The 21,647-nt window shown below is 64.8% G+C and carries 14 protein-coding genes; 10 read left to right on the top strand and 4 right to left on the bottom strand.

Annotated features, from left to right (window positions below):
• Positions 1–128 precede the first annotated feature (128 nt).
• The 4 genes from ASF14_RS12300 to ASF14_RS12285 all read right to left on the bottom strand — a co-directional run bounded on the left by ASF14_RS12300 (position 129) and on the right by ASF14_RS12285 (position 6,234).
• Positions 129–1,637: a tryptophan halogenase family protein gene (locus tag ASF14_RS12300; protein WP_056435456.1), complete on the bottom strand. Its 1,509-nt coding sequence runs from the start codon at positions 1,635–1,637 to the stop codon at positions 129–131.
• A complete protein-coding gene (locus ASF14_RS12295; protein ID WP_056435111.1) occupies positions 1,634–2,353 on the bottom strand; it encodes a DUF6445 family protein in 720 nt (239 codons plus the stop codon). Before ASF14_RS12295 ends, ASF14_RS12300 begins: the two co-directional genes overlap by 4 nt.
• A gap of 68 nt (positions 2,354–2,421) precedes the next feature.
• On the bottom strand, positions 2,422–5,262 hold the full coding sequence (locus tag ASF14_RS12290) for a TonB-dependent receptor (RefSeq protein WP_056435109.1): 2,841 nt from the start codon (positions 5,260–5,262) through the stop codon (positions 2,422–2,424).
• Positions 5,263–5,874: 612 nt separating this feature from the next.
• Positions 5,875–6,234, bottom strand: coding sequence for a hypothetical protein (locus tag ASF14_RS12285; protein ID WP_201780582.1), 360 nt, complete (start codon positions 6,232–6,234; stop codon positions 5,875–5,877).
• Between the two features lie 106 nt (positions 6,235–6,340).
• On the opposite strand from ASF14_RS12285, the gene ASF14_RS12280 reads away from it, so the two are divergent.
• The 10 genes from ASF14_RS12280 to ASF14_RS12235 all read left to right on the top strand — a co-directional run bounded on the left by ASF14_RS12280 (position 6,341) and on the right by ASF14_RS12235 (position 21,643).
• Entirely contained in the window at positions 6,341–6,676 is a 336-nt protein-coding gene (locus ASF14_RS12280; RefSeq protein ID WP_056435107.1) for a hypothetical protein, read from the top strand.
• Positions 6,677–7,129: 453 nt separating this feature from the next.
• Positions 7,130–10,738, top strand: a complete 3,609-nt coding sequence (locus tag ASF14_RS12275) for a family 43 glycosylhydrolase (protein ID WP_082442214.1) — start codon at positions 7,130–7,132, stop codon at positions 10,736–10,738.
• A gap of 119 nt (positions 10,739–10,857) precedes the next feature.
• Positions 10,858–11,832, top strand: a complete 975-nt coding sequence (locus ASF14_RS12270) for a LysR family transcriptional regulator (protein WP_056435106.1) — start codon at positions 10,858–10,860, stop codon at positions 11,830–11,832.
• 279 nt (positions 11,833–12,111) lie between these two features.
• Positions 12,112–14,451: a TonB-dependent siderophore receptor gene (locus ASF14_RS12265; RefSeq protein ID WP_082442213.1), complete on the top strand. Its 2,340-nt coding sequence runs from the start codon at positions 12,112–12,114 to the stop codon at positions 14,449–14,451.
• 15 nt (positions 14,452–14,466) lie between these two features.
• Entirely contained in the window at positions 14,467–16,272 is a 1,806-nt protein-coding gene (locus ASF14_RS12260) for an ABC transporter ATP-binding protein/permease (RefSeq protein ID WP_236697044.1), read from the top strand.
• Positions 16,269–17,618, top strand: coding sequence for a TldD/PmbA family protein (locus tag ASF14_RS12255; protein WP_056435102.1), 1,350 nt, complete (start codon positions 16,269–16,271; stop codon positions 17,616–17,618). The genes ASF14_RS12260 and ASF14_RS12255 overlap by 4 nt, the downstream gene beginning before the upstream one ends.
• Complete coding sequence (locus ASF14_RS12250) at positions 17,615–19,075, top strand: metallopeptidase TldD-related protein (RefSeq protein ID WP_056435100.1); 1,461 nt, start codon at positions 17,615–17,617, stop codon at positions 19,073–19,075. Before ASF14_RS12255 ends, ASF14_RS12250 begins: the two co-directional genes overlap by 4 nt.
• A gap of 27 nt (positions 19,076–19,102) precedes the next feature.
• Positions 19,103–19,429 carry a thioredoxin gene (trxA, locus tag ASF14_RS12245; protein ID WP_056435098.1) on the top strand — a complete coding sequence of 109 codons (327 nt, stop codon included), beginning with the start codon at positions 19,103–19,105 and terminating at the stop codon, positions 19,427–19,429.
• On the top strand, positions 19,429–20,319 hold the full coding sequence (locus ASF14_RS12240; protein WP_056435096.1) for a hypothetical protein: 891 nt from the start codon (positions 19,429–19,431) through the stop codon (positions 20,317–20,319). Before trxA ends, ASF14_RS12240 begins: the two co-directional genes overlap by 1 nt.
• A 247-nt stretch (positions 20,320–20,566) precedes the next feature.
• The gene (locus tag ASF14_RS12235; protein ID WP_056435094.1) at positions 20,567–21,643 is read left to right on the top strand and encodes a PLP-dependent cysteine synthase family protein; all 1,077 of its coding nucleotides are present in this window, start codon (positions 20,567–20,569) and stop codon (positions 21,641–21,643) included.
• Positions 21,644–21,647: the final 4 nt, after the last annotated feature.

Raw genomic sequence — 21,647 nt, 5'->3', positions numbered from 1 at the left:
CACGACGTTCGGATAACGGTGGCTGCGTGGGTCAGGGTAAGGCAGATGCGGGCGGGGAATGACGGGCAGACGAATTTCGTCTGCCTCGTAGTTCGAAAGGCGTGAGGTTGCCCTGGCTCGCGCCTGGATCAGCGCCGGGCGGAACAATGGCGTGCGAGGAAGTCCGCATGGGCGGGCATGTGCCCGGCCGCCGCTTGCGTCACCGCGGCGATCCGGTTCAGGCGCGCGCGGAGTTCGTCCATCGGCATACCTTGCGCCAGCGGATCGTGGCCGTTGGCGACCAGTCCCTGTCCGTCCATCACCGCCAGCCAACTGGTTTTGGTGAATAGTTCGTCCGCCTCGCGATAGACCCGGCCGGTGCGGGCATGGATGGCCAGCCGCTCGGCCAGCGTTTCCGGAATGTCCATGCTGGCCAATTTCCGCCAATAGGCGGTGTCGCGGCGCTCAGTCGCATGGAAATGCAGGATCAGGAAGTCGCGGACGCTGTCGAACTCCGCCGCCATCAGCCGGTTGTAGCGGCGTGTGTCCGCCGGTTCGAACGCCCGGGTGGGTAGCATCTCCAGGAGGCGCGCGATCCCCGCCTGGATCAGATGGATGCTGGTCGACTCCAAGGGCTCCAGGAACCCCCCGGCTAGCCCCAGTGCGACGCAGTTGCCGATCCAGAACCGGTCGCGCCGTCCGGTCCGAAAACGCAAGGGACGCGGATCGGACAGGGGCTCGCCGTCGAGATGGGCGAGCAACGTTGTGGCCGCCTCGCCGTCGGACAGGTGGCGGCTGGCATAGACCAGGCCGTTCCCCGTGCGATGCTGAAGCGGGATGCGCCATTGCCAGCCCGCGCCGTGCGCGGTCGAGCGGGTAAACGGGGTCGGCGGCCCGACATTGGCGGTGGGCACCGCGACCGCGCGGTCATTGGGCAGCCAATGTCCCCAATCCTCGAAGCCCGCGCCCATCGCATCCTCGATCAGCAGGCCGCGAAAGCCCGAACAATCGATGAAGAGATCGGCGGCGATCCGGCGCCCATCGGCCAGCAGGACGGCTTCGATGAAATCTCGCGGGCCGCCGCGTTCGACGGATATGACGCGACCTTCCTCGCGGTGAACACCGGCGGCTTCGGCATGGCCGCGCAGGAAGCGGGCATAGAGCGCGGCGTCGAAATGAAAGGCATAGCCGATATGCGCGAGCGGGGTGTTGCCGGGCTGGGGCCGCATGAACCGCCCGCTACGGGCCGCAGCCGCACAGATCGAATAGGCCTCGAGCGGCAGGGCTTCGCCTGCCAGCCGCAGCCGCTGCCACATTGCCTCGAACGGAATGGCGCCCTTGTCGATGCCGTAAACCCCAAAGGGATGGAAATAGCGATGGCCGGGGCGCAGCCAGTCGACGAACTCGATCCCCAGCTTGAAGGTGCCTTGGGTCGCGCGGACGAAATCGTCTTCGTCGATGCCGAGCAGCGCGTTGAAGGCCTGGATCGGCGGGATGGTGGCCTCGCCGACGCCGACCGTGCCGATCTCCTCGGACTCGACCAGGGTAATTGCGGGGCCTTCCGGTCCCAGCACGCGGGCAAGCGCGGCGGCGGCCATCCAGCCCGCCGTCCCCCCGCCGATGATCGCGATCCGGCTGATGGGCGCATCGTCGCTCATGCCGCCAGCCTGCATTGGAGGAACAGATTGCCGGTCAACCGCCCTGTTCTAGGGTCCTCAGCCCGGGCGGGTAGATGGGTGATCCGTCCCGAATGCAGCAGGTTCGCGCGGTAGAGGATCAGCCGGTCAGGCCTGGCGGCAATGACGTCGATCATCTCGAAGGCGGTGTCGCCATCGGTGCAATAGCCAGCGGGCGGTGGTGGATCGTCCGCGCGTGCGGCGTGATATCGGGGCAGGCGCTCCGCATCCAATGTCTCGAAGCCGGTGGCGCGGTGCCGGAAAAAGGTGGTGCCATCGTCATTGTCGGACGACAGGAAATGGACAGTGGCGAATTGCAGCCGATCGGCGGTGTCGACATGCGGCACGCGTTGATCCTCGCTCAAGGCGGCGGGATCGGTGGTGACCAGCGAGAAATTGCCACGCGCGCGGGCGGGTCGGACCGGCACGCCGGTGAAATGCGTCGCGATCAGCGGCAGGACACGGCGCACCATCGCATCGACATAGGCGACGGGGGCGGGACCGAGCAGCCCGGGATACGCGCTGCCGACGGCGGCGGCGGCGGGAGCGAAGACGGATCTGGTCGCGGCGAAGTCCCGCAAATGATCGACCCATCCGGTCGCGCCGTCCAGGATCACCACCGGCTCGCGCTCGTGGCCGATATGGCGAACGGTCGCGACGGCATCGGTCGCAAATTCCAACGCGGGCGCCGTGGCCATGACTATTCCTACCCCTGACGAAAAAAGCCGGCATGGTCCGATCGTCAGACCATGCCGGCAGGCGGGGATCAATAGGTCGCGCGGAGCGACAGACCGAAGCGGCGATCGTTCAGCTGATACTGAAGCGGCTGCCCCATGGTGCCGATATAGGTGACGTTCATGCGATTGGTCAGGTTCACTGCATCGGCGGAGACCGCGATATGGCTGTTCACATTGACGCTGACCGACGCATCCAGCGATGCATAGGGTTTGGCATATTGCGGCTGATTGGTGCCCGCGCCGAACGTCTGGTCGAGATAGCTCGACCGCCAGTTATAGGCGAGGCGTGCGGTCAGCGGCCCCTTTTCGTACAGCCCGATCAGATTGTAATTGTGCTTGGACAGCTTCTCCAGCGGCAGCTGGGTGTTGCCGGACCCGGCAATGGCGAACGGGTTGGTGACGTTCGAGTCGACATAGGTGTAGTTCGCCTGCATGCCGAAGCCGCTGAGCAGGCCCGGCAGGAAGTCGAAGAACTGCTGATAGCCGATCTCCGCACCCTTGACGGTGCCTTTGCCCGAATTGAGTACGGTGTTGACGTCATAGGCGCGTCCCTGGAAATTCTGGACGATCACGCCGCTGGCCAGAAAACCGTCGACCTTCTTGTAGAAAAGGCCACCCGTCAGCGATCCGGTGGAGGCGAAATACCATTCCGCCGTCAGGTCGAAATTGTTCGACGAAATCGGCCGCAGGCGCGGATTGCCCGAATTGGCGCTGGGGCGGCCGGTGATCGGATTGATCTGATTGGGATTGTTCAGCGTCAGGTTCGTCGACAACTGGTCGAAATTCGGCCGCGCCAGCCCCTTGGAATAGGCGAAGCGCATCTGGAACTCTTCAGTGATCCGCGCCCGCAGGTTCACGCTGGGCAGCGCGCGGGTATAGCTGTTCTGGATCGAGAGCGGCGAGCTGGTCCCGTTGGAGTTGAACTGCGTACCGAAGGAGGTCAGGTCGGTCTTCACCAGCCGGACGCCGACGCCGCCATCGAAGCGCAGGCCCGCACCTTCGAATGCGTAATCGACCGCGCCCCAGGCGGTATAGGTCTTCTCGGTCTGCGAATTCAGATCGCCCGGCGTGAAGGCATCCTTCGTCTGGGCCCCGAACAGCGCGTACAGCGCCTTGGTCTGCGCCCAGACTCCGTCGCCAGCGGGGAAGGCGGGATAGAGGAAGCCGCCGGTCACGCTGCGTCCGTCGAAGAAATTTTTGGACGGCCCCGGCATGGCCAGCTGGGGATTGCGGCTGAGCGGGATCAGGGGCGTGCCGTCCTTGGCCGAGCAGGACGGATCGGGTCCGGTCGCATACAGGCAGACGCCATTCCAGGTGCCGCGCAGATCGATCGAATTGTCCGAATAGCGTGCGCCCCCGCGCAGTTTCTGCAGGAAGCCGCCCTCGAGATCATATTCGATGTCATAGGCCAGCGCGAGCGTGTCCGCGTCGTTGCGCTGCAAGGCGTCGGCGATGAACGGCGTGCTGTAGTTGGCCGGATTGCTCAGCAGCGCCTTGTCGCGCACGTCCCATTGCGGGCGGCTGCCGCGCAGGTCGAAGTCGATGGTCGACGGGTGCGGCGATCCGGTGGGCGTGTTCTGTCCGGCGGCGGTAAACAGCGACAGGACATGGCCGTTACGGTCGGCGTTGTAATAGCTCTTCAGATACTGGGCATCGAAATGGACCTTGGCCCGGTCCGTCGCCTGCCAGTCCGCGGCCAGGGTGAAGTTCTGGCTCTGGCTCCACAACTCCTGGTCGAAACGCCCGGTTTCGAAATTCTGACCACGCAGCGAGCCGGAGGTTGCATAGCCTTCGTTGTTGAAGGTGAAGGTCGATCCGGGCAGGGGATTGGACTGGCTGCCGCCATTGACGGTGTAGTAATAAGCGCCGCGTCGATTGAACCAGTATTTCGCAAGCTGATATTGACCGGTGATCAGCAGATTGTCGGCGGCCTGCCATTGCACCGCGCTGGCAATGCCCAGGCGGCGGCGGTCGCCGAGATCGTCATAGACCTGCATCCCCATGGGTGCCCGGGCATTGGCAGGCGCGCCGGGAATGCTGCCGGCCGGTATCGGTTGCTGCGGGTTCGCCAGGATGCCGTCCTGGCGGTAATGCGCGGTCGAATAGACGGCGTTGAACAGGACGCCGATCTCGCCGATGCCGGTGTCGAAGCGGTTGCTGTACAGACCCGAGGCCGAATAGCCGAACTTGTCGACGCGGTCATAATAGTTGCCGCGCAGTGTGCCGCTGATCGTCTGGCCGGGCTGGTCGAAGGGCAGGCGGGTGCGCAGGTTCACCGCCGCGCCGACGCCGCCCTCGATGACATTGGCGGGGGCGTTCTTGTAGACGTCGATGCCGCCGAGCAATTCGGGGGGAATCCCCTCCAGATCGAAGGCGCGGCCGCCCGATGCCGAATAGATGGCACGGCCGTCGAGGAAGTTCTGCACCTGGGTCAGGCCGCGCACCGTGATGGCGGGCGAGGTGCGGTGATCGAAGTCGGTCGCGCCTTCGCCATAGCGGCGCTGGATCTGGACACCGGTGATGCGCTGCAACGCCTCGGTCGTGTTGGCGTCGGGCAGCTTGCCGATGTCCTGCGCCTGCACCGAGTCGATGATCTGATTGGCGTTGCGCTTCAACGCCTGCGCCGAGCGCAGCGACTCGCGCACGCCGGTGACGACGATGTCCTGATCCGAAACGCCCTGCTCGGCGACCTGCGAGGCATTGAGCGCGCCGGTCGGCTGGCTGGGATCGCGGCCCTGCTCCACGCGAAGCTCGGCACCGCGCTTCGGCGGCGCCACGGCGGTCTGTGCATGGGCGATGTTGTGAATGCCGCCCGTTGCGATCGCAACGACGGACGCGCCGAACAGCCAGCGCGATGCAATATCTCGCATATATCCTCCCCCCAAATGTATGTCCGCTAAGTTGCGGTTCGTGCCTTACATGGCACAAAGGAAAATGCCTGACAAATACATTTGAAAGGAAAAAGCGCAATTTTCCGCTTTTGCGCAACATAATGATTTTATGGGGTATTTTTGGTGATGGTTGACTCCGCGCATTCGGGCGGGGATTGGCTGTCTCGCCAATATCTGGTAATTATCGAGATATTATAATAGCTTAAGAAATATAGGTGGCTGAACTTGAAGGCGCAACAATCCAACAATAAATCCCGGCAGACTTAAAGTTTTTCTACGAATCGCGCTAGTTGGGTTTGGATGTCTGTCGAGGCCGCATTGATCGGCCGGAAGGCCTCCTGACACGTTGGGGCTTCAAGTCCGACAAGATGGTTTCGCCGAAGCTTGGGCTATTGCGCACGTCGGCGATGGCAGATCGCTACTGCCGGGCCGACCGCAGTTTGTCGTTTTACGGGCGAGCATGCGGCCAGCCCGTTCGAGATCACGGCGTTGGCCCCTCGAAGGGGCTATTGCAAACGAGCGAAGCGGGAATGCGGGCTGGGGGCCTCGGCCACTGCCTGTGGGCCTGCCTTGGTCGGCGTATCGCCATCCTCACTGATGGCGAAGGGTCTTTTCAAAGCCTTCATTCGTCTTCGCCATTTTGGCGAGCTTTCGCAGATAGGTACGAACATGCCGTTCGAACCGCATATCGTCATTCACGCCGGTTGCGGGATACTCGTCCTCTCCGATCAGCTCTTTGATGCGGATTATGAGCGCAGCTTGATCGTCAACGCATTCGGCGCTTTTCAGCGTACGACACACCCATTCCTCAGCAGCGGCCTTGTCGAAGTCATCGCGGGCTTCGTAGCCGCGCCGATCGGCGGCGGCCTGATCCAGCCGCGCCGCCTCATAGCGGCGTTCCAGCCATTTGCGGGCCAGTGCCGCATCCCAGGGTTTCGCCGAACTCGTCATCTTCGCCCCCATCGGCCCGGCGGGGTGGGGGCCTTTTGCAGCTTTCCATATGACGGGGTGGATCGCTTTGCTACAGGCCGTCGGAAATAAGGCAGTTGTTCCATCCATGGCCAGACGTTCCAAACACGATCCCTATGATCATCTTCCGCCGGAAGAGGAGGTCCCGGCCGCACCGGTGCCATGCTGGCTCTGCGGTCGGCCGACGGGGAAGACTATCGTCTGGCATCATCCAGTGCCCAAAAGCCGGGGTGGCCGGGATGTCGTGCCGATGCATCCTATATGCCAGCAAACCCTGACCGTGAATTTCAGCAATTCCGAACTGCAGCGGCATGGGATGAATGTGGCTGGCCTGCTCGATCACCCGAACGTGCGGAAATTCGTGGATTGGGTCGCCAAGAAGGATCCGGACTTCACCGCGACCATCAGCAAGAAGCAGCGCTGACGCCCGACACTCGGATATGATCAGTGAATGGTGGACGGGGCAGAGCCGATAGGCCTGTGCGGCATATCTGCAGCCGTCGTTTTCAGGGTTCGACCGTAGCCTGGGTCTTCGTGGGAGCAGGCTTCATCCCAAGATGCGCTCCACGCCGCCAATCCCGGATGCCAAGCTCAAAATTCTTTTGTCAATCAATTGGATGCGGGATGAAGGCGATCTGGCACGGCTCCCGCGGCGATATTCCCTTCCGTCGCCTGATGGATTACAAAGCGCTTTCCCGCTAGGATCGCCAGTTTTCAGCCATATTTCGCGCTGCCACTCGCCGCAGCCGTCATCTGGCGACCATCGTAGAAAAAATCTGGATCACCCTCTTGCCGTCACGCAAATGTCGGACATAATGGCGCCATAATGACGCTGCGAGGCGACGCATTCGCCATCGTTGCTACCGGGAGATACAGGATGAATGGCGGATCGCATCCCCTTGGCAATTTGTTATGTGCGTTGGCGGGCATGGCGCTGGTCGGGGCGGCACCGGCCGCCGATCCGCTGACGGACGCCGTTGCGAACGCGTTGCGCTCCGATCCCGTATTCGCAGCCCCGCTCCGAGGCAACGTCACGCTCCCCGACGATGCCTCGGCCCTGTCGGGGCTTCGCAATGTGCCGAATATCGGCAAGGCGCGGATTACGTGGCGATCCTCCAATCCTGCCGTTATTTCGGACGTCGATATGGGGCACGGCCCTGACGTCATACGCAAGGGTCGCGTCACGCGCGGCACCGGCGACCGTCGCATTCGCCTGACCGCAACCGTCGCGCTACCCGATCACCGGCCCGTGTCCGTCCCGATCGACGTCACCGTGCTGGCCGCGCCCGCCGCCGCTCCTGCGCCTTCGGCCTATATGTTCGTCTACTTCACCGGCAATAGCATCGACGGGGAGAAGCTGCGTTTCGCCGTGTCGGACGGCAACAACGCCCTGCAATGGAAGACGCTGAACGACGCGCAGCCGGTCCTGGAGTCGCGTGAGGGTACGCGGGGCCTGCGCGATCCGTTCATCATGCGCTCTGCCGAAGGGGACCGCTTTTTCCTGCTTGCAACCGATCTTTCGACCGGGCGCACCGGGTGGCGTGATTCGACCAGCCAGGGCAGCCGATATCTCGAAGTCTGGGAGTCGACCGACCTCATCCACTGGGGGAAGCAACGGCACGTCCTCGTCAATCTGCCCGATGCGGGCATGACTTGGGCGCCGGAGGCGACTTATGACCCGACGATCGGCGCCTATGTCGTCTATTGGACCTCCACCCGCTACAAGGATGCGGCGCACAAGGTGGAGGATGGCAACGGCCCGCAGATCCTGCGTGCGACCACACGCGATTTTCGCAATTTTACCACGCCCGAGCCATGGTTCCGGTCCGCCGATGTTCCCGGTGCCGTCAAGGCGAAAGGGATGATCGATGCGACGGTCCTGCGGGACGGCGATCGCTATTATCGTTTCACCAAGATCAGCGATGCGGCCGGTTGCCCGTCCAGCGATATTCTGGCGCAGACGTCGTCCTCGCTCCGGGCCGATGGCGCGTCGGGTGCGTGGAAGATCATCGACCGCTGCATCGGTCGTCGCGCCGGCACGCCCGAGGTGGAAGGACCGACCGCGTTTCGCGCCAATCCGGGCGATACCAGCGGGTTTCGATATTTCCTGTGGGTCGATAATTATGGCGGCGTCGGCTATATTCCGCTCGCCACCCATTCGCTTGAGGGCAAGATCGCGTGGACCTATCCGCGCCGGTTCCACCTGCCCGAGTCCCCACGACACGGTACGGTGCTTCCCATCACCGCGGCAGAGCGCGATGCTCTGGTGGCGCATTGGAACCGGGCCGCGCCCGATCTCGCGACCGTCGCCGATCGCTGGATCGCCGCCCCGATCCTGGCATCGGGAACGCGCCTGCCGGTGCCGGTGGGGCATACCGCCGCCTGGCGCGCCGATGGCCGCGACGTACCCGACGGCATCCTGACCAACATGACGGCGGACGCCCGCGTCGTCAGCCTTGAGGGCAGGCTGACCCGGCCGGACGGCAAGACCCTGACCAAGCGGTTCAAAGTGAAGCTGCTCGGCAAGTCCGCACGTCAGCTGGAGGCCTATGCGCGAATGCCGACCACGTCGCAGGATGCGAACCAGCCGACCGTCGCGCGAAGCGTCCATCTGGCCATGTCGGGGAGCGACGGCACGATGACCCCGCTCAACGACGACTATGGCGTGATGTTCGCCCGTGGGGATTATATCGGCGTCGATCGCGTCGCCCTTCGTGGGGTGTCGAATCCCTCGCTGTTCCATTTCGCCGACGGCACGATCGGCGTCATCGCGGCACGCGTGGACATGGACGGCAAGCAGGACCCGTCACCGTCCGCCATCGTCATCTTCCGCCGCGATCCGCAATCGGCGGAGTTCGTCGAGCTCGGCACGCTGGACCTCAGGTCGAATGACGGCATCGACCATCCGCACGCCATCTGGGACAGCGCCGCCCAGCGTTACGTCGTCTCGTGGATTGACCGTTGGGGACAGTCGCGCTGGACGACCGTGGCCGATCTGACGCGTCAGGAATGGCAGCAGACACCCTTTTATCCCGAGACGGGGGGGCGCCGCGCGAGGATCGCCTCCATCGGCAATGTGGGGGACGCCCGCATCGGTGATCTCACGACCACGGCCATTGATACGCTGCCCGTCGACGACGTCACCGCGACAGCGTTGGGCAATCGTTTCGGCCGCATCGTCAACACGGCGGCGACCGTGACGCCGCAGACAATCCGACCGGGCGGTGCCGGTGGGCTCGCGGCAGTGCCGGTGAAACTGAGCTATTCGGACGGCTCCACCGCGACGCGCGCGGTGGATTGGGACGCCGCCGATCTGGCGCAGTTGGGCAAGCCGGGACGGTATCTCGTCCATGGCACCGTCCGCCAGCGCCGCTATCCGGCGATCTTTGCATATGAACGCGCCGATCCCAATATCTATCGCTGGGAGCATGAGGGCCGGGTCCGCTATCTGTTCGTCGCGACGGACGACACGAATAACGACAATGTCGGCTCGCCCCATCTGCCGCTCCGTATCGCCGATACGATCGCCGATCTGGCCGACGACAAGGGCGGCCGCGCACGGGAAGTCGACCTGCTCAATCGGCGGATCCGCCGCGATCGGACGGCGGAAGGCCGAGTGATTGCGGGATGCTATTGGGCACCTGAAATTCATGAAATCGGCGGACGACTGTCGATCCTGTTTGCGCCCTGCTTCCATCCGACCGACCCGCAGTTCAACGAGGGCGGCGCATGGTCGACGGTGGAGTCGCACATCATGCAGCTTCGCGACGGCGGCGATCCCGCCAATCCCGCCGACTGGTCGAAACCGGCCGCGATCCGCAAGGCGGATGGTACCCCGCTCGGGCGGCCGGACATGCCCGCCAATATCAGTCTCGACATGTCCTATTTCGAGGTGCGGGGTCAGGGCTATTACACCTGGTCCCAGCGATACCTGCCGACATCCGGGCCGCTCGGCGATCCGTTGACGTGGATCGCCAAGGTCGATCCCGCCCGACCGACGCGCCTCGCCGGTCTGCCGTCGCCCGCCATCGCGCCGGATACCTCGGTGGAGGAAAACCTCGCCGAGGGGGCCTTCGCGCTGATCCGGGGCAATCGCGTGGCGCTTGTCTATTCCAGCTCGGGGGTCAGCCCGACCTATGTCGTCAACGGCACGTCCGCCTCGCTCGATAGCGACCTGACCCGCATCGACGCGTGGCGCAAATGGTCCGCTCCGCTCCAGAAAAGCGTCGCCATGCCCAAGGGCGACGAAGACTATCGGCGTTACGAACAGGGGCCGGGCCATGGCTCGTTCACGACCGACGAGGATGGTAACGACCTATATGTCTATCACAGCTGGGGGAACGGCGTCGGCAAGGACGGACGGGATGCGCGCCTTCGTCGCGTTCACTGGGCAGCCGACGGCCGTCCGTTGCTCGAGATGAACGATGACGACGAGGTCGCACCCGCCAACCGTCGTGTGACGATGGAGGTCACGGTCGGGGCATAATAACATCGCCCGCCAGATCCGCCCGGCGGCGGCGAACCCGATCGGTCGATCTACCAACCCGGCTGCGCTCTTGTTATGCACCGCTAGGCCTTTCGGCCTTGGGTGGGGAAGGGCGGGCAATGACGGCTTCGGGTCAATCGTCGGATGGTCAAGGTGGTGCGTCAGCCTCTCTCCAGGGCGGCACGGTCCGTCGGCTCAACCTCAACCTGCTCTATCCGCTCGACGCCATCCTCCACGCCCCGACCCTGACCGAGGCGGGACGTCGCGTCAGCCTGAGCCAATCGGCGATGAGTCATGCGCTGCGGCGCCTGCGTGATCATTTCGGTGATGACCTGGTGGTCCATGCAGGGGGGGAGCCGCAGCTGACGCCGCTGGGGCATGCGTTGCGGCCCGAAGTGCGCCGGATCATGCGGGAGGTGGAGGGCGCCTTCAACTATTCCATCGCCTTCGATCCCCTGACGACGACCGAGAGCATCACCATCGCCGCCGACGATGCGAACGAGCAGATGCTGCTGGGCCCAGTGTTGCGCAGCTTTTCGACCCTGGCTCCCGGTTTGCAGGTGAACGTCATCCCCCTGGACATCGAGCGGCCGGACAGATCCCTCGATCAGGGGGCCGATCTGCTGCTGCTGCCCGAGCATATGGCGCTCGACGGGCTGGAGACGATGCCGATGCTGACCGTCTGGCCGAGCTGCCTGGTCTGGGATCGCCACCCGGAGTTCCAGAACTGCGTCGAAATCACCGAAGCGCAATATCGGGCCGCGCGGCATATCGTCGCCCGCTGGGAGGAGAAGCAGACCTTCGCGCTCGACCAGAACGGCGTGGACATGTTGCGTGCGCGGCGCATCTGCGTCCGGGCCACGTCCCAGGCGACGCTGCCCGCGATCGTGATCGGCAGCGATTTGGTCGCCACGGGCAATTCATGGGTGTTCCAGCATTATGCGGCGTTGATGCCGTTCAAGGTGTTCGAGGCGCCGTTCGCCCGCCGAGGGATCGTCACCGTGGCCCAGTGGCCGCGTAACCGCCACGATCCGGTGCTGAAATGGTTCATTCTGCAAGTAAGGGCGTATTTCGAGCAATATTATGAGGTCTGAGGGCTATCATCGAATGGGTTCATGCCCCCATGAACATTTCGAATTTGCCTGTCACAAGACTGAAGCATAGCGTCTCCCATGACAGAAGGTCCGGCTGGCATCTCGCATCGCCAAGACACGGGCTGTCGTCAGCAGGAATACGGCCGCGGTAGCTTCCTTCGAGGATCGCCACCGCATTATCCGCCGCGAGGCGCCAACCGTTTGTCGACAGGGATGGCTTTCTATCCGAGCGCGGCTTTGCCGTGGGGGATGGCGTGCGCCCTGTGAAGGGGGGATTGCATGCTGAATCTGACTGGGAGTGGGCGTCATGTGCTGGGATTTGCCAGCCTGAGTGTCATCGGCCTTCTGGCCGCGAGCGTCCCAAGCCGCGCCGCCGCTACGCAGGCCGTGCGGACAGGGGACATCACCGTGCCCGCCATGCCGATGGACCGCGCGCTGGATATGATCGGCAGGCAATCAGGTGTGAACGTCAATTTCGATCCCGACGCGGTCAAGGGGCTGACTTCACGCCCCGTGCGCGGTGCGCGATCGGCGGCGGATGCGATCAGGAGGGTCATCGGCGGAACGAGCCTGACCGTCGTTCCGGCGGTGCAGGGGGGCCTGGTCGTCGTCAACGATATCGTCGTGACCGCACGGCGCGACGAGGCGGAAACCAGCGTGCTGGTGCGTCAGGCGACCACCTCGGACCGCAACGGCCTGGGCCTGCGCCATCAGCCGCGCAACACTCAAGTCATCACCGCCAAGACGATCGAGGAACAGCAGGCGCTGAACATCACCGACATCCTGCGCAACGCGGGCGGTGTGTCGGTGCTGGGCAACAACCCGAACAGCGGCGCATCCTATACCATTCGCGGCTTCGGAGCCGGAGGGCTGGTGAACGGCCTGACGACATCGTCGCAATATGGCGTGGCGGCGGGGGCCGACCAGCCGGTGGCCAATATCGAGCGGGTCGAAATCCTGAAGGGGCCCGATGCGATCCTGGCCGGGTTCGGCAACCTGGGCGGCAACATCAACGTCGTCACCAAAAAGCCGAATGCCGAGGAGCGCCTGGCGGTCAGCTTCGATACCGGCTCCTTCGGTCTGGCGCGCGGCGTCATCGATGCCAACAACGCGATCACCGGCGACAAGAAGCTGTCGGCCCGCTTCATCGGCAGTGCCCAGACGATGGATCGAAACTATGGCGGCTATACGGGCAACAAGGACTGGTTGTTCGCGCCGTCGCTTCGGTACAAGGATCGCCTCACCGATATCGTGATCGGTGCGAGCATGAACGAGGCCGTCAACGGCATCGGCTCCTATACGCTGTTCGACAACAAGACGTTTCGGATCATCGATCGCGATCCGTCCGTGCCGATCTACGCCGCCAACCAAGGCATCCGGATCGCGACCAAACGCTATTATTTCGATGCGACGCGACAGATCGTGCCGGGCATCGAATTGGTCGTTCGTGGCTTGCATGACCAGACCCTGCTCACGACCCGCGCAGGGAATTCGGGCTATAGTCGTCAAGGTGTGCCCGTCATCGACCTTCAGGGATCGCGGCAACAGGGCTCGGCCAATGCCATTGACGGCTTCCTGCGGGTCAAGGTGCACATCGCCGACGATGTGAAGGCCAGCTTCAATGTCGGCTATAATTACGGTGACGGCGCCGCCGAACAGCGTAGTGGCCTGGTCTATACCCGGATCCTGAACCCGTCCTTCACCGCCAGCGGGCCGCTGACCGACATTCGTTGGTCGCCGTTCGGTAACGTCCAGATCCGTTCGGGCGGCAAGCAGGAAGGCATCTATGGCCAGGCGCTGATCGAATTCTGGAAATTGAAGATTTTGGGCGGCGTTCGCAAGAACTGGTTCGAAACCACGTCGCAGACCTTCTTTGCGGGGCCTTCGGCCATCAACGTCCAGCGGAAGAACGGCGTGTCGCCCAGTGGCGGCCTGATCTTCGATGCCACGAGCAACCTGTCGCTCTTCGCTAATTACTCACGCGGCGAGCAGGCGTCTTTCGCGGTGGCGAAGAATGGCAGCATCCTGCCGAACATCATCACCACCAACAAGGAAGCGGGCGTCAAGTTCGACCTGTTCCACAAGCGCGCCACGATCAACGCATCCTATTTCGACATACAGCAGGACAATATCATCATCCGCAATCCGGCGGACCCGACCGATCTTTCCCCTGGGCCGGGCCAGCGCGGGCGGGGGATCGACCTGAACATCGCCGGGCAGTTGCTGCCGGGCTGGTCGGTGCTGGCGTCGCTGACGCGGACCAGATATGCGCTGTTGACGGTCAATGCGCTTCAGACGGTCGTCGCACAGCAGCCGCGCGATACGTACAGCCTCTTCTCCTCCTATCGATCGAGGATCGCGGAGGGCGTCAGCGGGGGCCTGTCGGCCGGTCTGTATGGACGCTCCAGTTCCTACGCCAATCTCCTCGGCCAATATGTCGTGCCGCCGTCGCGGCAGGTAGACGTCAACGGCTTTCTGACCGTCCGGGGTTTCGACATCAATATCGGCATCCGCAACATCTTCGATCGGCGCAATTACGGGTCGGCGTCGGTCTTTACCTATGTTCCGGTCGCCGAGCCGCGCAACGTGCGGCTCACCATTTCCAAGCGCCTGTTCTGATCGGGGTTCCCACCAATGATGCCACCCCCTGCCCATGCCGAGGAGACCCGCCGCGAAGCGGGTCTCCAGCCTGTCCAGCCAGCCGGTGCACGCTGGGCGCATGCCTGGCGGCTGTGCACGCGGTATTTCGTGTCGCAGGACTGGAAATGGGCGTGGTTCCTGGTCGCATGCTATTGCGCGGTCGAGGTCGGGACGACCTATGCCTTCCTGTTGTCCAATACGTGGCAGCGGGACTTCTACGATGCGATCGAACGGCGGCAGGGGGCGCAATTCGTGTCGCTGGTCGTGATGTTCATGATGATCGCCGGGCTGGCGATCGGGACACAGTTCCTGCACAATATCGTCGGCTGGACCCTGTCGATCCGGTGGCGGCACTGGCTGAACGACTGGTATCTCGGTCGCTGGTTCGCGCGGGACCGTTTCTACGAGATCGAGCGGTTGCGCATGATCGACAACCCCGATCAGCGTGTCGCCGAGGATGTGCGCGCCTTTACCTCGATGGGCCTGGAATATGGCCAGTCGCCGCTCAGCATCGCCATCTCGCTGATCTTCAGCCTGGTGCGGGCGATCGCCTTCGCCACGATCCTGCTGCAAACCTCGTCGCCGCTCGATATCCCGCTGTTCGGCTATCGTATCCCGCTGCCCGGCGGCGACCTGATCTGGTTCTCGATCGCCTATGTCGTCCTGGGTACGACCGTGATTACCTGGATCGGCAAGCCGTTCGTCCGTCGCAAGATGCGCGAACAGCATTATGAAGCCGATTACCGTGCCGGTCTGCTCCACGTCCGCCGCAATGGCGAGCAGATCGCTTTCTCTCATGCGCAGAATATCGAGCAGGACGGGCTGAAGGCGGCCTTCGCCAATATCCGCCGCAACTTCTATCAACTGATGCTGGCCAATGCCGGGCTGAGCGCCGGGCAGGACATTTATCAGCGCACGATGACGGTCGTGCCGCTGTTCCTGACCGTGCCAAAATATTTCGCCGGTGCGATCACCTTCGGTCAGGTTCAGGCCGCCCGCGACGCCTTCACCCAATTCTCGGCAAGCCTGTCCTATATCGTCATGGCCTATCCCGGCATCGCGCGGCAGGTCGCCAACATCAACCGGTTGAAGGCGCTGGATGATGCGATCGATTACGAGCGTCCGCGCGGTATCGCCTTCACGCCCGGCGGTACACCCGACGGCGTGGCGATCCGGGTCGAAGGGCTGGAACTGCGCCGCCCCAATGGAGCGCCCTTGATGGCCGTCGCCGACTGGACGGTCCGCGACGGCGAGCGCTGGGTGATCCAGGGGCCGTCCGGGACCGGCAAGACCACGCTTCTGCGCGCGATTGCGGGCCTGTGGCCGGACGGAGCGGGCCAGGTGGCGATGACCCGCCGTGGCCGGGCGATGCTGGTGCCGCAACGGCTATACCTGCCGCTGGGCACGCTGAAGGGGGCGGTCTGCTTCCCCGACCGGCCCGAACAGCATGACGACGCGACCGTCCTCGCCCTGCTGGAAAAGGTTGGGCTGAAGGCCCACGGGACCGCCCTGCACGAATTGCGCATGTGGCAGGAAGAGCTGTCGCCCGGCGAGCAGCAGCGTGTCGCGCTGGCCCGCATCCTGTTGCAGCGCCCGACCCTGCTGATCGTCGATGAAGCGACCAGCGCGCTCGATGCCGACAATGCCGCCTTCTTCTACCGGGCCGTGCTCGACGCGATGCCGGACGCCACCATCGTCAGCGTCGTACACAATGAAAAGCTTGCCGCCTATCACACGCATCGCCTGCGGCTGCACCATGGCCATGCGACGGTGGCCGCCATCACCGAGGGCGAGGCATGAGCGCGCTCCTGACCCAGGACGAGGCGGACTTGCGCGATGCCGCGACGCGGGCCATCGAACGCGCGGCGCGGCGTGGGGCGACCGCGCGCGCCTCGGCGCATCATGAGGGCATTGCCCGGATCGCCGTGCGGCACGGCAAGGTCGAGACTGCCGAGCGCAGCGGGACGCAAGTCTTGGGGCTGACCGTCTTCCATCAGGGACGGCGCGGGGTGGCCTCCACCGCCAGCTTGGATCCGGCGGCGATCGAACGACTGGTCGACGAGGCGATGATGATCGCCCAGCATGTCCAGCCGGACCCGGACGGCGGTCTGCCGCCAGCGCACAGCCTTGCCTATACGGGCATTTCGCCCTTGCTCTACGCCGAAAGCCCGCGCGATCCCGATACGCTGCTGACCGCCGCGATGCTGGCCGATCGGATCGCCAGCGAGGTGGCAGGGGCCGATCCCCGGCTTCGCGTCGGCGAGTCCGTGGCGGTCGCGACCGAAGGACTGTGGGCGCTGGCGACCAGCGACGGCTTCTGCCGTAGCATCCGGCGCTCGAATGACGGGCGCTGGTCGGTGATGCTGGCGCAGGACGAGGGTGGCAGCACGTCGGCTTTCTGCCAGTCGCAGGAGCGGAGCGTCGACGCCCTGGCCCCGCCCGAGCAATTGGTGCGCACCGCCGCCGATCGCGCCCGCGCGGCGCTGGGGGCACGGGCCATCGCCAGTCGGCGTTGCCCGGTGCTGTTCGCCCCGCGCACGGCGATGTCGCTGGTCTCCGACCTGGCAGGGGCGTTGACCGGCATAGCGCAGTTTTGCGGCATGACCTTCCTGCGCGCGCCGCTCGGCCAGCGCGTCGCGGCCTCTCATCTCAATCTGACCGAGGACCCGTTCGAGCCGCTGGGATTGGCGAGCGGTCCGTTCGACAGCGAGGGGATTGCCGGATCGGCCCGTCCTATCCTGCGCGACGGGGTGGTCGAGGGGCTGTTCCTGTCAAGCGTCTCGGGACGCAAACTGGGCATGGCGTCGACCGGCAATGCCGATGGTTTCTACAATCTGCGGCTGACCAGCAGCGCGCCGGGCGGCGACTGGCCGGCGATGCTGCGGATGCTGGGTACGGGCTTGGTCGTAACCGAGTTTCAGGGCGGCAAGACCGATCCGGCCAGCGGCAATTGGACCCAGGCGATCAAGGGGCTGTGGGTCGAGGGGGGCGAGGTCGTCCATGCCGTCACCGACGTGACGCTGGCGGGCCAGATGCCCGCGATGCTGAACGGCATCCGCGCGGTCGGCGACGATGTCGAGCGGCAGGGCGCGCTGCGCACCGGATCGATCCTGATCGACGAGATGCAGGTGGGAGGAAAGGCATGAACGGCGGCGCACTGGCGCTCGACCGCGCGCGTACCGTGCTGCTTGGTCCGGCGGGGCTCGATGAAGCGGCGATCGGCCGCGCGTTGGGCAAACTGGCGGGCGGCGGCGCGGATCTGGCCGACCTGTATTTCGAGACGACGGCGATGCGCAGCTGGCGGCTGGAGGGCGGTCGGGTCACCCAGGGCGGCTTTTCGATGCGGCAAGGCGTCGGCGCCCGAGCGGCGCATGGCGGGCAGGTGAGCTTCGCCCACTCCGCCGACATGCGCGAGGGGGCGCTGCTCGACACGGTACGCGCGGTCCGCACGCTGGCGCGGCACGGCGACGCGGGGCGGCATGGGCAGGGCATCGCTCTGACCCGGACCCCGGCTGTCCATCATCTCTATCCGGCGATCGAGACGGTGGCGGTTGAGGATGCGGCGGCGTGGATCGCCCTGTTGACGCGGATCGACGAACTCGCCCGGATGCAGGACGGTCGCATCGTTCAGGTCGACGCCAATGTCCGGGCGACCGACACGACGATCCTGGTCGCCGAGGCGGACGGGCTGCTGGCCGGGGACGTGCGGCCGATGACGATCCTGTCGCTGGTCGTCATCGCCGAACAGGATGGTCGCCGCACGCGCGGACAGGCGGGACTGGGGCGGCGCGCCGGACTGGGCGGGTTCGACGCCGCATCGGTCGACCGGATGGTCGCAGCCGCGGCCAATATGGCGCTGAACAATCTCGATGCCATCCCTGCGCCGGTGGGCGAGATGCCGGTGGTGCTGGGACCGGGCTATCCCGGCGTGCTGTTCCACGAGGCGGTCGGCCACGGGCTGGAAGGTGATCATCACCGCAAGCGCCTCTCTGCCTTCGACGGCAAGGTCGGCGAGCGGATTGCGGCACCCGGCGTGACGGTGATCGACGATGGCGGCCTTTCCGGGCGGCTGGGATCGCTGGGCATCGATGACGAGGGCACGACGCCCGACCGCACCGTGCTGGTCGAGAACGGAGTGCTGACCGGTTTGATGCAGGACCGGCTGAACGCCGGGCTGATGAACGCGCGCTCGACGGGCAATGGCCGTCGCCAGTCCTATGCGCATCTGCCCATGCCACGCATGACCAACACCTTCCTGGCGAACGGCACGGCCGATCCGGCCGATATCATCGCCTCCATCGATCGCGGCATCTATGCGACCGAATTCGACGGCGGGCAGGTCGATATCGTCACCGGCCGTTTCAACTTCACCACGATTGAGGCGTGGCTGGTCGAGAAGGGGCGGCTGGTCGCCCCGGTGCGTGGTGCGACATTGATCGGCGTCGGGCATGAAGCGCTGCGCCACATTTCCATGATCGGCAACGATCTGGCCTTCGATACCGGCATGGCGACCTGCGGCAAGCAGGGCCAGTCGCTGCATGTCAGCGTCGGCCAGCCCACGCTCCGCATCGACCGCATGATGGTCGGCGGACAGGCCGGCTGATCCCCCCAATTCCAGACAAGGACAGTGATGATGCGTAATGCCACCGAGCAGGATTTCGACGAGATCGTCATGCAGAACGACAAGCCCGTTCTGGTCGATTTCTGGGCCCCCTGGTGCGGGCCTTGCAAGGCGCTGGCCTCGACGCTCGACGAACTCGCGGAGGAATATGCCGACGAGATCGAGATCGTGAAGGTCAATATCGACGAAAATCCCAAGCTCGCCGAACGGTTCGAGGTGCGCGGCATTCCGCTGCTGCTGATCGTCAAGGACGGTGCGGAAGCCGCGCGCGCGTTCGGCACCATGTCGCGCAGCCGTCTCGACGCCTTTGTCGATGCGAATGTGAGCGCGGCGTGATGGCCGACGCTATCGCTTTCCATGGTGATCCGGCGATCAAGGCGCGGGCCCAGGCACAGCTGAGGCAGCATGTCGCGGCGGGCAGTTTCGTCTATTTTCCGGCCTGGGAAGACGGCAAGGCCAATGCGATCGGTGCCGTGGTCGAGGCGGACGACACGGCCGCCTATGCGGCCAGGCTCGGCTATCCGATTGCCTTGGTCGAAACCCTGCCCATGATCATCAACGGCTTCCGGCCGCTTCCCGAGGCCGCCCGCTTTGCCGAGGCTTGGCTGGCACGCACGCCGGTCGGCGGCGATCTGTCCGCCGTCGTGTCGCGGATGATCCTCGACCTGCTGGCCAAGCCGCGCCTGTGCGAGATCACCCGACGCCATCCGGCAATGGAAGAAAGCCGCCTCGCCATCATCGACTTGCATCGTAGCGCGGTCGTGGGGGACGAACCGGACCGCAAGCAATGGAAGGCGGCTCGCCTCGCTGCGGTGGCGGCGACCGATGCCCTTGGCGACGACGTGCTGGACCGCTCGGCGGGCAGCACGGTGGAGTCGGCGGCCTGGCCCGGCACGATGCGGACGGTGCTCCGCGATACGCTGAACGCCACGGGCGCGCTTAACCTGCGCGTGGCACTGGCCGAAATTCGCTGGACGCCGGAGGAAGAAAGTCGCGTGTTCCAAATTCGCGATCAGGCCGAGAAGGACGTATATAAGGCGGAGTTTGAGGGGCTTGCACGGGTCTATGCGATTCTCGACGCCGACCATCCCGAACTCGCCGAGCGCTTCCGCCAGCGATGCGACCGGCTGGATAAAGCAAATGAGACCTATGTCGCGGCGGGCTGGACGGCGATCGAGATGATCGAGGCCGCTCCGGTCGTCGCGGCCCAGGCCGTGGAGGCGTAACGTGCAAGGGGGGCAGGGGGTGGATATGCGGCACAGCAAGGTCCTCATCATCGGCTCGGGCCCGGCGGGCAATATGGCAGGTGTCTATGCCGCCGGGCCGCGCTGTCGCCGAGGCTGATCGAGGGGGCGCTCTGCACCGAGGCCCTTTCGCACGGTGCCAGCCGCCCGGCCGCCTGGATCTTCCGCGCCTTTCGCGGGCGCGACGCCGATCTGCGGGCAATGTTGGCGCGCCACGGGCTGACGACCGGTGCGCGCTGATCGCGATGCCGAGGCCGTCCGGCGCTGGCGGCCCGATGCGATCCACCGGATCGAGGCGGACTATAACCGTTCGGCCGATACGCACCTGATCCGGGTCGACCTGCCGCGCTATCCGGGGATCACGCTCTATCTGAAGGATGAGAGCAGCCATCCGACCGGCAGCCTGAAGCATCGGCTGGCGCGCTCGCTGTTCCTCTATGCGCTGTGCAATGGCTGGATCGGGCCAGATACCTACGTCATCGAGTCGTCCTCCGGCTCGACGGCGGTGAGCGAAGCCTATTTCGCCAAGATGCTGGGCCTGCGCTTCATCGCGGTGGTCCCCGCCTCGACCGCCGCGCCCAAGCTGGATGCGATCCGTTTCCATGGCGGCGAGATTCACACGGTCGACGATCCGCGCACCGTATACGACGTCTCCAACGCTCTGGCGGCGGAGACAGGCGGTCTTTATCTCGACCAGTTCACCTATGCCGAGCGGGCGACCGACTGGCGCGGCAACAACAATATCGCCGAGAGCATCTTTGCACAGATGTCGGCGGAGGAATATCCCGTCCCCGAATGGATCGTCTGCGGCGCGGGAACCGGCGGCACCTCCGCGACGATCGGCCGGTACATCGCCTATCAGCGGCACGGCACCCGGCTCTGCGTCGCGGATCCGGTCCATTCGGTCTTCCACCGGCACTTCGCCGACCGCCGGGCACTGTCGCTGCCCGAGGGTTGCGGCAGCTGTATCGAGGGGATCGGGCGGCCGCGTGTCGAGCCCAGTTTCATCCCCTCGGTGATCGACCGGATGATCGCGGTCGAGGATGCCGCCAGCATCGGTGCGATGCGCGCGCTTTCCCGCCGACTGGGACGCCGGGTGGGTGGTTCGACCGGGACCAATCTCGTCGCCGTGGCCCAATTGATGGAGGACATGGCGGCGCGGGGAGTTGTCGGTTCGATCGTCACCATCCTGTGCGATGGCGGCGAGCGTTACGGCTGCACCTATTATGATGACCAGTGGCTCGATGCGCGCGGGCTCGACTGGCGTGCGCAGGAAGCAGCGTTCAGTGCCATGTTCGGCGCGTAACGCG

The sequence above is a fragment of the Sphingomonas sp. Leaf257 genome, assembly GCF_001422185.1.
Taxonomy (GTDB): domain Bacteria; phylum Pseudomonadota; class Alphaproteobacteria; order Sphingomonadales; family Sphingomonadaceae; genus Sphingomonas; species Sphingomonas yabuuchiae.
The sequence above is the reverse complement of the archived record's forward strand: the minus strand, read 5'-3'. Positions and strand labels throughout refer to the sequence as shown.

What these genes read in the sequence shown, in the direction of transcription:
- ASF14_RS12300 (WP_056435456.1), bottom strand. Translation starts at nt 1,637, where the DNA reads ATGAGCGACGATGCGCCCATCAGCCGGATCGCGATCATCGGCGGGGGG.
- ASF14_RS12295 (WP_056435111.1), bottom strand. Translation starts at nt 2,353, where the DNA reads ATGGCCACGGCGCCCGCGTTGGAATTTGCGACCGATGCCGTCGCGACC.
- ASF14_RS12290 (WP_056435109.1), bottom strand. Translation starts at nt 5,262, where the DNA reads ATGCGAGATATTGCATCGCGCTGGCTGTTCGGCGCGTCCGTCGTTGCG.
- ASF14_RS12285 (WP_201780582.1), bottom strand. Translation starts at nt 6,234, where the DNA reads ATGACGAGTTCGGCGAAACCCTGGGATGCGGCACTGGCCCGCAAATGG.
- ASF14_RS12280 (WP_056435107.1), top strand. Translation starts at nt 6,341, where the DNA reads ATGGCCAGACGTTCCAAACACGATCCCTATGATCATCTTCCGCCGGAA.
- ASF14_RS12275 (WP_082442214.1), top strand. Translation starts at nt 7,130, where the DNA reads ATGAATGGCGGATCGCATCCCCTTGGCAATTTGTTATGTGCGTTGGCG.
- ASF14_RS12270 (WP_056435106.1), top strand. Translation starts at nt 10,858, where the DNA reads ATGACGGCTTCGGGTCAATCGTCGGATGGTCAAGGTGGTGCGTCAGCC.
- ASF14_RS12265 (WP_082442213.1), top strand. Translation starts at nt 12,112, where the DNA reads ATGCTGAATCTGACTGGGAGTGGGCGTCATGTGCTGGGATTTGCCAGC.
- ASF14_RS12260 (WP_236697044.1), top strand. Translation starts at nt 14,467, where the DNA reads ATGATGCCACCCCCTGCCCATGCCGAGGAGACCCGCCGCGAAGCGGGT.
- ASF14_RS12255 (WP_056435102.1), top strand. Translation starts at nt 16,269, where the DNA reads ATGAGCGCGCTCCTGACCCAGGACGAGGCGGACTTGCGCGATGCCGCG.
- ASF14_RS12250 (WP_056435100.1), top strand. Translation starts at nt 17,615, where the DNA reads ATGAACGGCGGCGCACTGGCGCTCGACCGCGCGCGTACCGTGCTGCTT.
- trxA (WP_056435098.1), top strand. Translation starts at nt 19,103, where the DNA reads ATGATGCGTAATGCCACCGAGCAGGATTTCGACGAGATCGTCATGCAG.
- ASF14_RS12240 (WP_056435096.1), top strand. Translation starts at nt 19,429, where the DNA reads ATGGCCGACGCTATCGCTTTCCATGGTGATCCGGCGATCAAGGCGCGG.